Source organism: Streptomyces sp. TOM-9 (assembly GCF_056858595.1).
Genome location: NZ_JBXEQB010000001.1, coordinates 1 through 15,242, shown reverse-complemented (window position 1 = coordinate 15,242; position 15,242 = coordinate 1). Strand labels below are relative to the sequence as shown.

9 protein-coding genes and 7 pseudogenes are annotated in these 15,242 nt (G+C 67.9%); 6 read left to right on the top strand and 10 right to left on the bottom strand.

Translation table 11 applies throughout. The annotated features are described in order from the left end of the window. Nucleotides 1–167: 167 nt before the first annotated feature. The gene (locus AC1VWI_RS00080; RefSeq protein ID WP_499516683.1) at nucleotides 168–554 is read right to left on the bottom strand and encodes a four-helix bundle copper-binding protein; all 387 of its coding nucleotides are present in this window, start codon (nucleotides 552–554) and stop codon (nucleotides 168–170) included. A 360-nt stretch (nucleotides 555–914) separates the two neighbouring features. Here AC1VWI_RS00080 and AC1VWI_RS00075 point away from each other — a divergent pair, with 360 nt between their 5' ends. Then, on the top strand, nucleotides 915–1,541 hold the full coding sequence (locus AC1VWI_RS00075) for a GNAT family N-acetyltransferase (protein ID WP_499508787.1): 627 nt from the start codon (nucleotides 915–917) through the stop codon (nucleotides 1,539–1,541). 283 nt (nucleotides 1,542–1,824) lie between these two features. Here the strand turns inward: AC1VWI_RS00075 and AC1VWI_RS00070 are convergent, their stop codons facing one another. Next, a complete protein-coding gene (locus AC1VWI_RS00070) occupies nucleotides 1,825–3,183 on the bottom strand; it encodes a helicase associated domain-containing protein (protein ID WP_499508786.1) in 1,359 nt (452 codons plus the stop codon). A gap of 979 nt (nucleotides 3,184–4,162) precedes the next feature. On the opposite strand from AC1VWI_RS00070, the pseudogene AC1VWI_RS00065 reads away from it, so the two are divergent. Continuing rightward, nucleotides 4,163–4,475 (top strand): annotated as a pseudogene (locus AC1VWI_RS00065) (SOS response-associated peptidase family protein); the annotation flags it as partial. A 285-nt stretch (nucleotides 4,476–4,760) separates the two neighbouring features. Then, nucleotides 4,761–5,045, top strand: a pseudogene (locus AC1VWI_RS00060) (glycosyltransferase family 2 protein); the annotation flags it as partial. Between the two features lie 24 nt (nucleotides 5,046–5,069). Here AC1VWI_RS00060 and AC1VWI_RS00055 read toward each other — a convergent pair. Both AC1VWI_RS00055 and AC1VWI_RS00050 read right to left on the bottom strand, forming a co-directional pair. Continuing rightward, nucleotides 5,070–5,888, bottom strand: a complete 819-nt coding sequence (locus AC1VWI_RS00055) for a phosphotransferase (protein ID WP_499508785.1) — start codon at nucleotides 5,886–5,888, stop codon at nucleotides 5,070–5,072. A gap of 394 nt (nucleotides 5,889–6,282) precedes the next feature. Then, nucleotides 6,283–6,639 (bottom strand): annotated as a pseudogene (locus tag AC1VWI_RS00050) (IS701 family transposase); the annotation flags it as partial. Nucleotides 6,640–7,100: 461 nt separating this feature from the next. Here AC1VWI_RS00050 and AC1VWI_RS00045 point away from each other — a divergent pair. Continuing rightward, nucleotides 7,101–7,628: a peptidoglycan-binding domain-containing protein gene (locus AC1VWI_RS00045; protein WP_499508784.1), complete on the top strand. Its 528-nt coding sequence runs from the start codon at nucleotides 7,101–7,103 to the stop codon at nucleotides 7,626–7,628. Between the two features lie 200 nt (nucleotides 7,629–7,828). On the opposite strand, the pseudogene AC1VWI_RS00040 reads toward AC1VWI_RS00045, so the two are convergent. Next, a pseudogene (locus tag AC1VWI_RS00040) lies at nucleotides 7,829–8,122 on the bottom strand (transposase); the annotation flags it as partial. Here AC1VWI_RS00040 and AC1VWI_RS00035 point away from each other — a divergent pair. Both AC1VWI_RS00035 and AC1VWI_RS00030 read left to right on the top strand, forming a co-directional pair. Beyond that, nucleotides 8,016–8,423 carry a DUF5372 family protein gene (locus AC1VWI_RS00035; RefSeq protein ID WP_499508783.1) on the top strand — a complete coding sequence of 136 codons (408 nt, stop codon included), beginning with the start codon at nucleotides 8,016–8,018 and terminating at the stop codon, nucleotides 8,421–8,423. The pseudogene AC1VWI_RS00040 and the gene AC1VWI_RS00035 overlap by 107 nt on opposite strands. 139 nt (nucleotides 8,424–8,562) lie before the next feature. Then, entirely contained in the window at nucleotides 8,563–10,590 is a 2,028-nt protein-coding gene (locus AC1VWI_RS00030) for a recombinase family protein (RefSeq protein WP_499508782.1), read from the top strand. Between the two features lie 25 nt (nucleotides 10,591–10,615). Here AC1VWI_RS00030 and AC1VWI_RS00025 read toward each other — a convergent pair. The 5 genes and pseudogenes from AC1VWI_RS00025 to AC1VWI_RS00005 form a co-directional block, all read right to left on the bottom strand. Next, nucleotides 10,616–11,086, bottom strand: a pseudogene (locus tag AC1VWI_RS00025) (IS256 family transposase); the annotation flags it as partial. Nucleotides 11,087–11,112: 26 nt separating this feature from the next. Beyond that, nucleotides 11,113–12,262 (bottom strand): annotated as a pseudogene (locus AC1VWI_RS00020) (IS30 family transposase). A gap of 52 nt (nucleotides 12,263–12,314) precedes the next feature. After that, nucleotides 12,315–12,860 (bottom strand): annotated as a pseudogene (locus tag AC1VWI_RS00015) (transposase); the annotation flags it as partial. Then, on the bottom strand, nucleotides 12,826–14,211 hold the full coding sequence (locus tag AC1VWI_RS00010; protein WP_499508781.1) for a hypothetical protein: 1,386 nt from the start codon (nucleotides 14,209–14,211) through the stop codon (nucleotides 12,826–12,828). The pseudogene AC1VWI_RS00015 and the gene AC1VWI_RS00010, both read right to left, overlap by 35 nt. A gap of 79 nt (nucleotides 14,212–14,290) precedes the next feature. Beyond that, nucleotides 14,291–14,551: a hypothetical protein gene (locus tag AC1VWI_RS00005; RefSeq protein ID WP_499508780.1), complete on the bottom strand. Its 261-nt coding sequence runs from the start codon at nucleotides 14,549–14,551 to the stop codon at nucleotides 14,291–14,293. Nucleotides 14,552–15,242: the final 691 nt, after the last annotated feature.

The window sequence follows — 15,242 nt, the reverse complement described above, 5'->3', positions numbered from 1 at the left end:
GTGGCCGTGGCCCTGCGGCGCGGTGCGTTGGGTCGGCTGGATCAGCTGGCCAAGGAGAGCGGTGTCACCACCGCCGTACGCAAGCGGTGTGCTGGTGCCCGGCGGGGCATACCCCCCAGGGCACATGAGCACCGCGCTCGGGCGCGTCGGCAATGGCCGCGCGTTCGTCAGCCGAGGGTTTGGAGCAGTTCGTTGCACGCCGTTTCGCAGGAGCGACAGGCCTCGGAGCATAGGCGGCAGTGCTCCATGTGCGTGTGGCGGCCGCATTCGTCTCCGCACGCCTTACAGGCGGTGGCGCACGCCTGCAGGATGGCGCGGGTGAGGTTGGCGTCGTAGCCGGTGTGGCGGGACAGGACCGAGGCGGTGGCATTGCAGATGTCGGCGCAGTCCATGTTGGTGCGGATGCACTTGGCCAGCTCGGCCGGCATGCCCTCCGACAGGCAGGCATCGGCGCACGCGGTACACGCCTGGGCACAGGCGATACATTCCTCGATGCACTTGGTGAGCTTCTCTCGGTCGACGCGACCGAGGTCGGCCGGGTAGGTGGCGAGCATCTCCTTCACCGACGTCACGGGGACCGCCTCCTTTCGTGCCGGAGGCCGGCGGGCCAGATGGCCACACCTCCTTGATCTCCGGCCCCTACCTCATTCTCAACTGGCTCACAGGGCATCGCACACGCTGCGATCTCTCGGTTTCGGGGCAGTGGTTGCGAGAGACAGTTGATCGTTGGTGTGTTGTTGCTGGTAAATGGGGGTGGGGCCACTGTCACGAGGGTGAGAGATCTGGCTCGGGGCGACTGCCATGCGGTGTTATCCAGCAGGTGCGCATGCTGTTGTGGGCGCGAGAGATCGCAGTTGTGGGGGTGGCTGCTCCTACCGTTGCAGCGGGCCGTTTTGCGGATCAGCATGGCCGTCATGGAGCGACCAAGGCAGATCATCGAGTGCGGAGACTTCGTCCTGCGATGTTGGCGGGGGCAGAGGGACTTCGCTCCGGCATTCAAATTGATCGAGGAGTCTTTGGACCACTTGCGCCCCTGGGAGTCGTGGGTCGCCCGTCACAGCGCGAAGAGCACCCGCGAGTTCCTCGCGATGTCAGAGTCGAAGTGGGCAAGCGGTGACGTGTACAACTACGCCATCGCCAAAGACGGCACTCTCATTGGCATGTGCCAGACCTACCGTGGGGTCGAGTCCCAGGGCCGGCGCATGGGGTACTGGTTGCACCCTGCCGCCACTGGCCAGGGCATAGCTACCAGAGCAACGGCAGCCATGGTCACCGAGATGTTCACCCTGCCCGACGTGGAGTACCTGGAAATCGCGCACGACCTATCCAACACCTCCAGCGCCGCGATACCGCGCCGGTTGGGCTTCAGCGAAGTCCTGCGTGAGCAGGGAACACCGCCCGCAGTTCCCTCCGGCAGCGGGATCGTCGTGGTCTGGCGGCTGAACCGTCCTAGCCGCTCGATGACACCCCCTGCCCATAACCCACCTGCAGACCGGTGCCGGCCGCGTAGCAGCGGGCAAGCCCTTCGCGAAACAGGCTGACCACCACGCACACAGCGCCGCGCTCTATTGCGTCCCCGGGTCCTCACCACCGTCATCGCCGATGAACACCGCCAACGCTGCGCGCTGGCACGAGACCCCGGAACCCCGGGGGGAAGTTCCGGGAGTCTCGCTGTGCACAGTCGCGGGTTCAACGACCGGCCGCCGCCGATGTCACGCCCATTCGACGCCCAGCTGCGCGAGGCCGTACCCTGATCTCCGCTGAGGCAGGGCCGGTCCGGGACGCCCCGTTCGAAGTCCGGCCCAGCCCGCCACCGCGCTCCGGCTACCAGCGCATGCCGAGCGCGTCGAGTTCTGCCCGCCGGTCCTCGGTCAACTTCTCGGCGCGGCGGCGGGCGTTGTCCACGAACTGGCCGAGCTTGATCTCGGTCACGGTCCCGTCCGGGTCGGTGAGCTGTTCTACGTGCTTACGCGACACCTGCAGGGCGCCCTCGCGGGCGTGGAACTGCCGGGCCGCCCGAAGGTTCACCGCCCATTTGTCGGCCTGTGTACGGGGCGCTGGCGGCCTCTCGCCGGGTTCTGCCGGGGTGAGGTGGAGCATGTTCTGAAGCATCCAGGCCTGCGCGGGCAGCAGCTGCTCCCACCCCAGGCGCTGCGCCTGCACCCACGCGCCCAGGTCCTCGCCCTGGACGCTCACCTGGCCCGGCACGGTGGGGAGCGGCTGGCCGTCCTCGATCAGCCTGCGGCACAGCCGGTAGCTGCGCTGCCAGACCACGGGCCAGGACGGGCACCAGGACGGGTCGATGGCCTCCAGAGCGTCCCTGCGTTCCTCTGACAGGGCGCCTGCGGTGGAGCCGACCGGCAGCCCGGCCTCACGCCGCTGCTCGATGCTGTCCGCCAGCCGCCCGGCGGTCCGCTGGTTCTTCATCCAGACACCGACCGGGTAGCCGTTCCAGACCGCGGTGGCGGGCGGCAGCAGGTGCCCGTGCACGGCCGCCCACTCCCTCGCGGCTGACAATCCCTCCTGAAAAGCGACGTCCCAGTGAGACCACACCATGCCCAGATCATCCAATTCAGCAGCCCTCTTGAGCTTCATCTCACCCGCGTTGAAAAATCTCCGCTGATCCGCGATCCACGTCCCCAGCGGGAAAGCGGCAGGGTCCCAGTCTTCCGGAGTCGTGAACGCGTACGGGACCTTCAAATCCCCGTTCTCTTTCACATACCGGGTAGCCGCCTGGATCCCAGCCCGCCAGTACGTGTTCTCCGGCCGGAGAACACGCAGGTTCATGAACCGGGCAAGGATCGCCGGATCACGGGGCGTGGAGAACGACAAGAGCCCCTGCGCCGGAGCCGACACCCCACCCTCACCGCTCTGCTCGCCTTCCCCGCCCGGGCCGCCGGTTGCGGCGCTCTCAGCAGCCGACGGCTTCGTGGCGCGGCTGTGCGCTTGTTGCTCTGCCAGTTGCTCGATGGTCTCGGTGTCGTGCGAGCGCAGCGCGGCCATCACCTTTGCGAGGTTGTTGTAGCCCTTGCTCGTGAGCATGGCGTCGGGGTCTTCGCCAGGGGCGAGGAAGACCGGCACGACCAGGCTGGCCACCTTGCCCTCGCCGGGCTGCATGCGCAGTGCCCGGCCGACGATCTGGAGGATGTCGACGGCGGATCCGTGCACGTCGCCGAAGAACACGGAATCGCATCCCGGTGTGTCGATGCCCTCCCCGAGTGTCGACTTTCTCTCTAGTTACGACATGCTCGATGCGCTGACCTTGGGTATTTGAGTTACATATATGTAGCTCTGGTCTGCCGTCTGACCTGGTGTGGTGTGCTGCAGGGGCGCTTGATACCCGGCTCCGTGTCGCTCTGACCTGTGGTGCTGCAATTGGGCGGAGGATGTTGTGACTACGGGGATAACCTTTTGGGTGCTGCGGAACTACAGCCCGGAAGTGACCATGAAGGTTGGTGCAGGGCTAGCGCCCGAGCCCTGTCTGGATAGTGGGACCCGACCAGGGTTCGGGTCCGGCGCCTGGCGGTCGACGGACCGCGCGGATTCGCCGTGCCAAATGTCTGCAGGTCGCTTCCGGAAGTACCCCGGCTCCTTTGCCCCGCCGTAAGCCCCCTTATGGCGAAACCATTGCCCTCGACCGTCTGCCGGCCTCGCTTGCAGCGGAGGGGGGGCGGCCTACCAAGGGCAACTGCCCACCGAGGGCGCCCAGCGCCCGAGGGGTGCGCGGAGCGCAGGGCAGGCGGCAGGAAAGGGCGGTCCAGCGCGCCCTAGGCGCTGGCGTGGGGTCCGGGGCCGCGTAGGCCCCGGTTGGGGCCGTAGGTCCCGCCCAAGCTGCTGTCTGATCTCGCCGAGCGCCTGCAGAACCCGGGCCGCCGTGCCCAGGTCCTCGACGCCCTGCGGCGTCTGGAGGACCAGCCCAGTGTTCGGCACCTCCGAACACGTTCTGGCCGTCGCCGCTCCCATGGTGTCGCCGCACACCGGGGTGGACATCCGGTGACCGCCACCGGGGCGGCCGAACATCCAGGCCGGATCAACGCCGGTGTCGCGGTGTCGCGGTGGATCGACGCCCACCCCGACAACCGGGACCGCGATCCGGAGGCACTGCTATGGGGCAGGGTGACCAAGGTTGGCGAGGAAGCTGGTGAGGTCATCGCGGCACTGGTTGGCCTTCGCGGGCCTGTACGAGTGGTGGCGGAACAAGGGAGGTCGCCGGTGACGACGACCCGGGCGCCTGGCTGGCCACGTGCACGATCATCACCACCGAGGCCACCGAAGCCGCCAGCCGGGTCCACCCCCGGATGCCGCTGACCGTCGCGGCCGCCGACTACGACGCCTGGCTAGATCCCGAGCACCAGGACCCCGACGAATTCCGCGCCCTGCTGACCGCGCCCGCGGACGGTCAGCTATCGATCCGGCCCGTAGATACGGCGGTCAACAGCGTCCGGAACAACGGGCCCACCTCCTGGACGCCGTGACTCTTGCCTGAAGGAGCGCCTCCGTCCGTCGCGTGCAGAATTGCCTGGCCCCTCGAACCTGCGGATCGCTAACCTCCGGCCATGTCGGAACATGCATCGTGGGAAGCCCGACTGGGCCGGATGAAGAGCGCCGTCGAGCTGTGGGCGAAACGAACGAGCGGGGACGACAGCGGGCCAGCACGGGTGGAGCCGGGTAGCAGTCTGTCCGGCGACGACAAGTTGTTTCCGGATCATCCGGTGTCCAGTGTGGCCTGGCACGGACTGATCACTGCGGTGGAGCACTTCCTGCAGCACCCACGCACCTCTCCAACCCGGCACGCCGTGTTCTACCGGATGGTCGCCCGCAACCGGGTCTGGCTGGCCCGGCGACACCTGCCCTCGGTGCTGGTGCCGATCTACCTCGGTATCTGGGCAGCGCTCACGCTCGCCCGCAGACCATCGGCCGCCGGCCTGCGGGCGTGGGTCGGCGGTTTCGCCGAAGGCTGGCGCACGCCGTGCCCGCCGCGGCATCCCATGCGCTGGCGCACCGTATGGAAGATGACGCGACTGGGCCGTCCGCCCATCGTGTGACCATCCCGCGCCCGGCTGCGGGTCTCAGCCCAGCAGGGCCAGCAGCCGGGCCGCCTGCCGTTCATCAGTGCCGGCGGGGTTGCGGTCGAATCCAGGCCGTCCGGGAAGCAGCATGATCAGCCACAGCAGCGCCAGCAAACGCCGCACGTCCCGTAGCCGGGCAGCCTCCGCGCCAGTCAGAGGAAAGTGGCTCAGTAGGCCTGGCACATCCAGGGTGCTGTCCACCCAGCCGGAGGGGTGCTCGACGATTTCGGCGAACTCGAAGGCGCGATCGCTGCGGCCAGAGTCCTTGAAGTCAACCAACCGGACAACTTCGCCGTCGAACAGGTAGTTCGCGAGGTTTCCGTCTGTAAGACCGAACACCGGTACAGGATCGGCCTTGACCAGGTCATCCAGCGGCGCAGCGTCCAGCCACCGCCAGCCCTCGTTGAACGCCCTCTCAACCTGCGGATCCGGCCCGAACTGCTGGGCTTGCGTGCACCAGTCCCGGGCCTTGTCGACGGCCTTGACCACGTTCCAGGCACCCTCGGGAACCGCCGCCAGTACGTCCTGCGGAACAGCACCGTGCAAGGTGGCCAGAGCTTCCGCCAAGGCGGCCGCTCTGCGGCCGGAGACCACGGTGCCTCGCAAAGGGACCCCGGCCAGTCGGGACATCACCACGGTCGGTGGATCCCCCTCCAGGTCGGCCTTCAGGGGCTGCGGAGCCAGACCGGGCGCGTGCTCTGCAAGGAGCGTCAGCGCCCGCCACTCGCGCTGCGGCTCACCGCGGCCCCACGACCGGAACCGCTTGACCACCACGTTGGAGCGCATCTCCAACCCGTGGGTGTTGTCTTGCCCGGCCACACAATTCTCCTGCTGCTTCGCTGGGGCACCTGAACCCCAGCCGTTTGGGAGCCTACGCCACGCTGACTCCGAAGAGCTCGGGGCGACACCCCCTTAGCCGTTGTACGTGGCGCTGGTGGCCGGGTTGGCCGCAATCGCCACAGCGGTTGCCAGCAGCAGGTTGATGACGGCGAATACCACCATCACCGCCGCGAATGTCCGTCCCCGCATCCCGCCCCCAGAGCCACACCGCTTCCGTACGGCAGCGGGACATTACCGGCATTCCCGTACCGGATGAGTGTGATGCTTCCGCACGGGCGCACGACCGCAGTTTCCTGCCACCGTGCACCTGATCAGCGATTGCAGCGGCTCAGGCCCCGGGGGACTTGGCGTAGCCAGCACCGCAGTGCCGACCGGCGGCCGTCGTGCCCCCCGGGCGGTCCGGCTGCAAGGCCGTGCGCGTGTGGCCCGTGAGCAGGTTGCGGCGGTGGGCGGGCAGGGTGGCCGGGTCCGCGGTCGCCACGACCAGGCGGATGTGTCCGTCGGGGCCCCACCAGCCGAGGTGGGCGTCGGCGGCCCACCATGTCTCGGTGTGCCCGTCGCGGAAGGTCCGCCGGACCGGGGTCCAGTCGCCGGGATGCTGGGGGTCCGTCCAGGTCAGGGCGCGGGCGGCGTCGACGGGGGTGTAGGCGTCCTTGCCGTGGGCCCAGGTGCCGTGGCTCGGTTTGAGGGCCATGACGAACGGCAACCCCGCCGCGTGGCGGTGCCTGCGAGGCAGGTCAAGCGCCTTGTTACGGTCCCGCGGCAGCAGCAGTCCGGTCAGGTACTCGCGGAACCCGCGGCGCTGTGCCAGTGTGGAGAACAGGTCATCGAAGCATGCGGCGTAGGCTTCCAGCGGGCCAGGTGCGGGCGGACACGGCAGACGACGGGTCATCACAAGCCCCCAGGCAGCGAGGCGACGTTCCTCTGCTACCGGCCCACTGCAACCCTGACCCGCCGTCAACAAACCACCGCTAGCCCGCTTGGGCCAAAGTTCCGAACACAGTGCAACAGGAAGGGGGAGTCGTTCGCCTGACTCATCCTCAACGCGTCTACGCTCAATTAGGTTGGCGTGAACATGGCGTATTTTTGGCCTGAATTTTAGGTGCGAATTCGGCCTGAGCTGCTGTGTAATGGCGCGATCTGGCTCCAAGGGGGGGCCTGAGTCCGGGAGTCTTCATGAGTTGGCACGGGATGCGCACCAAGCTGGGCGCGTGCACGGTGGGGGCACTGACCGCCACCCTCCTCGCTGTGAGCACCACCCCGGCCGCGGCAAGCGGGACATACAGCGGCCTGGCCTACGTGTATGGGACCGGCGTCTACACCAACGACTGGGGCGACGAGGGCGTCACGGACATCAACACGAACGCATCTTCCAACGCTACTTGCCTTTGGCAGATGGTCCTTTGGGCAAACGGCTACCTGGCATCGGACATCGACGGCGTCTTCGGAACCAACACCAAGAGCGCGACCGCGGCGTATCAAGATGACACCGACTACCTGACAGTCGACGGAAGTGCCGGCAAGGCGACCTGGAGCTACGCGGCTGACTATCAGATCGCGTACGTGTCGGGCAGTGACGCTCCTGGCCAGACGCTGAATCTGCGATACGACGGCACGGTCAACAACTTCAAGATGAGGCGCCTCGGGGACGGCAACTACGAGTTCGTCGACAGTCACGGCAACTGGCGGAAGGCCGGCTACAACTACCGGACCTGCTGACTCCCGTCGTCACCATCGCACCCAGGGCCGGCCTACCGGAAGGGAGGCCGGCCCTGGGCGCGCTGTAGCTGGGGTGCGCTGCCCTATGGTCCTCGACGAGATGGGCCGGGACTTCCACCGACGCAAGGCCCTGACCACGGCGGCTGTCAGCAACTCGCGCCGATAGGGTGCAGTCAACGGTGTAACTCGGGTGGTGTGAGTTATCGGCGGCCGACGGAGAGCCGGCCGTCGAAGGCGATGTCGAAGGCCTGCAGGGCCGGCTTCCATCGCATGGTCCAGCGTTTGCGGCCCTTGCCGGTGGGGTCCAGGCTCATGACGGCCATGTAGACGCACTTGAGTGCTGCCGCCTCGTTCGGGAAGTGTCCGCGGGCCCGAACAGCCTTGCGTATGCGGGCGTTCACGCTCTCGATGGCGTTGGTGGTGCAGACGACACGTCGTATCTCGGTGTCGAACTGCAGGAACGGCACGAACTCGGCCCAGGAGTTCTCCCAGAGGGCATCGCATAGTGCCTCTCTTCGTGGCGTTTCTGAGGACACGCTGCTGGTCACGCATCCATTCCATCCGCTGGCGGGGCGGCGGTTGCGTGTATGCCGCGCGGTGCGCCGCTCCAGTGGTTTGGTGTTCATCTGCACTGCCGGTAACGGCGTGACGGTGACACTCCCGCAGGGGTGGACGGACCGCGGCCCGGCGCCGGGTGAGAACCGGCTCGCAACCGACGGGCTTGGTGCGCTGTCTGCGCTGGTGGATGCCCTGATGAGCCGTGGTGTCGAGCCGGGGGATGGTGGATCCTCGTGAAGGGTGCCCTTCTTCTTGTGGCCTTCGGCGCCCGGGCATCGGTGACGGGCGGTGACCATGGTGGAGAACTGGAGCCGGAGCGTCGTGCTGCTGGTGGCGAACATGGTCGAGTCCTCGGTGCGAGGGGAGGAGGACGGCGGTGAGCGGGCTGCAGAAGATCACGTCCTCGCACCGGTCGAGGCAGGCACTGATCTATGTGCGGCAGTCAACCTTGCTGCAGACACGGGAGAACACCGAGTCGACTGCCCGCCAGTACGGGCTGGCCGACCGCGCGCGGGAGCTCGGCTGGGCCCCATGCGACATCGAGGTCGTGGATGCGGACCTGGGGGTTTCGGGCCGATTCTCCGGAATGCGGGCCGGATTCCAGCAGTTGGTGTCCCGGGTCTGTCTCGGCGAGGTCGGCGCGGTCTTCGGGCTGGAAGTCTCCCGACTTGCCCGTTCCTCGGCCGAGTTTGGCCGGCTGCTGGAGTTCGCGCGGCTGACCGACACCCTCCTGATCGACGCCGACGGCGTCTATGACCTCGGCGATTTCAACGACCGCCTGGTGCTGGGCCTGAAGTCCACGATGAGCGAGGCCGAGCTGCACATCCTGGCTGGACGCCTGCAGGGAGCCCGCAAGGCGGCCGCCGAGCGTGGGGACCTGCGGCTGCCGCTGCCCGTCGGCATGGTCTATGCCGACGACGGGACCATCGTGGTGGACCCTGATGAAGAGGTGCAAGCTGCGGTCGCGGACGTCTTCGCCCTCTTTGACCAGCACGGCTCCGCTCTCGCCGTGGTCCGCGCGTTCGCCGGACGTCGCTTCCCCCGCCGGGATACCGGGGTGTGGGACGGGCGGCTGGCCTGGGGACGGCTCACCCATGGCCGGGCCGCCGCAGTGTTGAAGAATCCCGTCTATGCCGGGGCCTATGTCTTCGGTCGCTCGGTGAGCTCTCGCAAGGTGCGGCCCGACGGCACTGTCATCACCACCGTCAACCAGCGGTCCCGCGATCAGTGGGCCGTGCTGATCTGTGACCACCACGAGGGCTATATCTCCTGGCAGCAGTATCTGCAGATCGAGGCGAAGCTGGCCGCCAATCGCACCCGTGCGAAGGCCCGGCCGCCGCGGGAGGGGGTGCCGGTGTGTCAGGGCATCATCTTCTGCGGCTCGTGTGGCTTCCCGATGAGCACCCGTTACCGGCGTGCGGACGGCACCGCGGACTATGTGTGCACCCGGGCCCGCAGCGATGCGCTCCTCACACCGGGCTGCCACTCGATCGCCGCCGCGGCCGTCGACCCGCAGGTGGTCGATCTGCTGCTGGCCGCGCTGACACCCGAGCAGGTGGACCTCGCCCTGGCCGCGGCCGATGAGGTCCACCACCGTCACCAGCGCTCGCACCGGGCCGCCGAACTCGCCGTGGAACGGGCCCGTTATGAGGCCCATCGCGCCGAGCGGGCCTTTGGCCAGGTCGAGCCGGAAAACCGGTTGGTGGCCCGCTCACTGGAGAGCCGCTGGGAGGCGAAACTTGCCGCGCTGGCCCAGGCCGAAGCGGCGCTGGCGGACCTGATCGCCGCCGAGCTGGCTCTGCCCGAGCCCGCACGGCTGCGGGAGCTCGCCCGAGACGTGCCGGCTCTGTGGCAATCGCCGACGACCACGGCCAAGGACCGCAAGCGCCTGCTGCGGACCCTGATCGCGGACGTGACCGTGCGGCACGTCGATAACACTCGTGCTGACATCGGGGTGCGCTGGCATACCGGCTCCGTCGACGAGATCACCTGCGACCGTCGTACCAACCGCAACCCCACCCAGGCCGTCGACATCGTGCGCAACCTGCTGGACAGCCGCAGCGACGCCGAGATCGCCGACCACCTCAACAGCCTCGGCTTCATCACCGGGAACTGTCGTCCCTTCACGGTGAACTCGATCCGTCACATCCGAGCCCAGCACGCGATCGGCTCCAGGCGCAACGACCCCACCGGGCCCGGGGAGATCACCGTGCCCGAGGCCGCCCGGATCCTCGGCGTCCACGAAGCTGCGATCTACCCCTGGATCCGCAGCGGCGAGATGGCCGCCCGCCAGGCCCGCCACCGCCGCTGGTGCATCACCTGGGACAGCGGCACCGAGGCGTACTGGAAACAGCGCGTGGCCACATCCTCCCACCTCAAGCGGCGAGCGAACACCAACTACTAGACAGGACAGGCAGTATGAAACCGACTTCCCACAGGCGCACGATCGCCGGATACTTGGCACCCCATTCCTCCTGGAAGTCCAAGAAGCGGTCCTCAGCGGCCTTCGCGGTCGGCGCGGTGTAGATCGGCTTGAGGGCGCGGGAGATCTTGTCCCAGTCCTGGCGGGCCGCGTAACGGAACGACGCCCGCATGAGGTGAACGACACAGGTTTGCGTGATCGCCTGCGGCCAGACCGTGCCGATCGCGTCGGGCAGGCCTTCCAGCCCGTCGCAGACGACCATGCACACGTCCTCGACGCCGCGGTTGCGGATCTCGGTAAGGACCTGGAGCCAGTACTTGGCGCCCTCGCCTCCGTCACCGGCCCACAGGCCCAGGATGTCGCGGGTCCCGTCCACCGTCACCGCAAGCGCCACGTAGATCGGACGGTTGGCGACCTGCCCGTCACGGACCTTGACGTGCACACAGTCGATGAAGATCACCGGATAGACCGGGCGGTTTCCATCGATGGTTGCGAATCGCCAGGTCAATCGTGCTGCAGGAAGTCTCTCATGGCTTTGGCGGGAGTCTTGTCTCCGAGCACGAGGCGAGGTCGCCGGTTGAGCCGTCGGGCGACTTGCCGTAGGTCATGGGCGCTGTGAACCGAAAGATCACTGCCCTTGGGAAAATACTGCCTGAGCAGGCCGTTGGTGTTCTCGTTCGTGCCGCGTTGCCAGGGCGAGTGGGGGTCGCAGAAGTAGATCCGGAAGCCGGTGAGGGCTTCGACGTCCTCGTGCAGTGTCAGCTCCCGTCCTTGGTCCCAGGTCAGCGTTCTCCGCAGCTGAGGCGGGATGTGCGCGGTCTGAGTGATGAGCGCGTTACGGACCTGTGGAGCCTTCCAGCCGTCGGGCAGGTGGAGGAGGTGAACGTACCGGGTCGTCCGCTCGACCAGGGTGCCGATTGCTGAGCCCTGGTTGGCCCCGATGATCAGATCGCCTTCCCAATGACCGGGAACAGCACGGTCGTTGACCTCGACCGGACGCTGGTGGATCGACGTCATATTCTTGATCTTGTTCGGTGTGGGAACACCCCGGCGTTGCTTCTCGCCGGGTCCGGCCCGTCCGGAGCGTGCCGTCCCTGTTGCCAAGCAGGCCGGCGAACAGGGCCCGGTAGATCGTCTCTGGGCAAGCCCGCATCGCCGGATTGCCGAGGTGGGCGCGGGCGAGGAACCGGGAGACCTGCTGCGGCGACCACTGCTCGTCAAGCTTCTTGCGCACGATGGTCCGCAGCGGCCCATTGCAGCGGATCTTCTGTTTCCTGGGTCCGCTTCCTGCGAAGCAGTGCCTGGTTGTGCGCCCACCAGGGCTGGTAGCCGCCGTCCGGCTTGCTCCTCGCTTGATCTCTCGATGGACCGTTGGAAGCTCTTGCCGATCGAGGCGGCGATCTCCTTCACGCTCCGCCCGGCGTGCAGGCCGTCGGCGATAGTGATGCGGTCGTCCTGGGTCAGGAAGCACGGGGATATCGGGCCGGGTCCCGGAACGAGCATCCCACCAGCTTCCAGGAACCACTTGGACCCAGAGCTGGTGGAGACGTCGGACCATCCCGGCGGCCGCTGCCCCCTTGAGGCCCTGCCGCAGGAGCTCGAAGTACCTCCTCTTCACCCCTGTCGATCTTCTGATCGGAGGACGTCGAAGCATGCGAATCTCCCTGATCGCGGGCGTTCGCAACCACCAATAGAACTGGAGCCGGGTCCAGAGGCCGGGTCTGCCACTCGGCCATCCCGTGGATGACCTTGTCCGTGATGGTCGAGATCGTCGTCTTGGACACGCTCGCGCCGTAGACCTCGGCCAGGTGCGCGGAGATGTCCCCGTGCGCAGAACCCGGGCGGACAGGGACAGGACCATCTCGTCCACGCCGGTCAGCCGGCGCTGCCGCTTCTTGACGATCTGGGGTTCGAAACTGCCCTCCCGGTCGCGGGGAACGTCGATCTCGACCGGTCCGACGTCGGTCAGCACCGTCTTCGACCGGATCCCGTTGCGGGAGTTGCCGCTGCCTGCTCCGGCCCAGTCGTGCTTCTCGTAGCCGAGGTGGTCGGTGATCTCGCCCTCCAGGGCGGACTCCAACACCCGCTTGGTCAGCTGCTGCAGCAGTCCGCCCTCGCCGGTCAACTGGAGGCCCGCCGGCGCGGGCCCGGTCGACCAACTGCCCGATCAACTGCCCATCCAGCACGTCCGTCGACAACTCGACCGGTAGGACCTCTTCAACCGCCTCGACGGAGGCAGTCACGTCGCTCATCAGGTGTTCTTCCTTGATCGGGAGTTACACCGAAGACCGTACAGACCCGCCTCAGCCAGTACGGACCGTGCCGGTGCCCGTCTGCCAGCACCCCGCCGCCGGCGTAGTCGTCCCGGAACTGTTCATGCCGGATGAGCGCCGCGAGTAGCTGCACGTCACCACTGGCTTCACCGGTGAGACGTAGGTGTTTGCTGTCTACCCACCGGAAGCCGTGCTCGCGCGGATCCTCGAACGTGTAGTGCCGAAAGTTGATGAAACCGCTGGCCTGGTGGACGAGAGCGTTCCCCATAGCCTGCAACGTACGGGAGCGGACTGGCTGCCCATGCTGCGGCGCTCCGGAATGGCACAGGCGGCGGCCGACGGACATGGCCACCGGGCTCGGCTTTCGCGCCGTGCGGTTCAGTGCGGTTCGGGGGTATGCGGGCAGCCCGAGCGGGACAGGCACCAACGGCCGCTGCGGGTCGACGCTTCGCAGACACAGCCGGTAGCGCTGACCGTCGATGGGGCGCAGCGCCACGCGCAGGCCTTCGGCCTGGCCCGCGTCCAGGGCGGCCAGGGCAGCGGGACCGTCTTCGGCGACGACCTGGGTGTGGAAGGCCATCACCTCGCCGAGTGACAAGGTGCGCCCGGCCAGAGTCAGCGTCAACTGCGGGTCCAGGACGCGCACCGACTGGGGTTCGCCGCCCAGGACCGCCCGCAGCGCCGGGTGGTCCTCGCCGTTGAGCGTGACGGTCAGAGCGCCGGCGAACGGGGAGATGACACAGTGCCCCTCGACGACCAGCCGCGCCACACGCAGCGCGACCCGCTCGGCGGCCGTGATGTCATCGGGAAGCGGGAACTCCTGCTCGCAGTGCCGCTGCAGGACCTCCAGGTCCTGCGCATACAGCCGCAGCTGCTCCAGCTCGTCACGCTCGCCGGTACTCGCGGCCGCCAGTTGGCCCCCGCCCGCGTCCTGGCCCTCGACGGTCAGAGCGAAGGTGCCGCCGGACATCAGCCTGCGCCGCAGCCCCAGCCGCTTGAGCGCCTGGGCAGGGGTGGCCCCGGCCAGGTCGAAGGAGAAGTTCGGCTTGGCAGGGCGGTCCAGGTCGTGGGGGAGCAGCAGCTGCAGTCGGCTGCCGTGCAGGTCGACGTCGACCGAGCGGCCCATACTGCCGCTCCCCAGGCCGTGCACCTGCCCCGAGAACGACGCGACGGTAGCACCGGCCTCGTCGTGGAAGGCCGGCTCCGGCCAGACCTGGGCCCGGGGCGGCGGCCCGACGGGCCGCCAGACCACCTCCACGTTGGTCAGGGTCTTCGCCAGCCACTGCGGCCCGTTGACGGTCAGCGACGCGATCGCCTCAGCGGGCAGCACGACCTGTTCGGCGAGCCCGAAGCCGAGCGCCCTGGTGAGCGTGGCGGTCGGTCCGCATCCATCCCGCCGGGCCTGCCTTTCAGCTCCAACGTGACGGGGCTGACCTCGTGGGCACGCAGATGTTGGCCCGCAGGGTGTGCACCACCATGCCCTCGACACGGGAGAAGTCCACCGTGCAATGATCGTCCAGGCCGTCGACCACCGCGCCCAGCGCGGCGACCCGCTCGGCGAGGTCCCGATCCCCGCCCAGCAGCACCGCCTGCTCCTGGCCGAAGACCTTCGCCTTCTCCAGCAGCTGCTCCCCGGTGAAGAAGTCCACCAGGTCCGGGTGCGCGGCCATCCGGGTCGTCCAGCTCGGCCCGGTCCATCACGCGCACCCGCACGCCACGGCCCGGCCACCAGGCCGTCCACCGCCTGCTCGCCCGGGCCCAGGGTGCACAGCACCACCAGCACCCACTCGTACGGGGAGTGCGCCATCGCCCGGGCGAACGACTTCTTGATCGAGGTCTGCCGTCCCTTGAACGACGACGCGGGGAACCCGTCCGGGTAGTACTTCAGCTGGAAGATCCGCAGCCGCCCGCCGCTGACGACCTCAATGTCGATCCCGCCGTCCCCGCCGCGCCCGTTGACCGCGCGCACCCGCGCGGTCTGGTCGTACAGCCGGTGTACCAGCGCCTCCACGATCCGGTCGAACTCCGGCTGCCCGATCCGGTCCCACTCGATGACCACGGCCCCGCCCTCCCCAGGAAACACACCATCTTTGCATCGCTCGCCGACACCGGGTGCTCCTCCCGTGCGGAGCCCGGTGTGCTGCCTCGTGTCAGCGGCAGGTGGGATTTGCCGTCTCGGGTCAGTCAGCAGCTCAGTGCGGCCGGCCTGAGCCTCCCGAAGGGCGGTGCCGGTCACATAGCGGGCGGCGGTGTGGCGGGCGCGGCCTGCTCGGCTGGCTGGTCCAGTTGCTGTTCGCGCCGTCGTTGTTCACCGCGAAGCGTCTCGACACGTTGGGTGAACTTGGCGAGAGATTCGCTCTC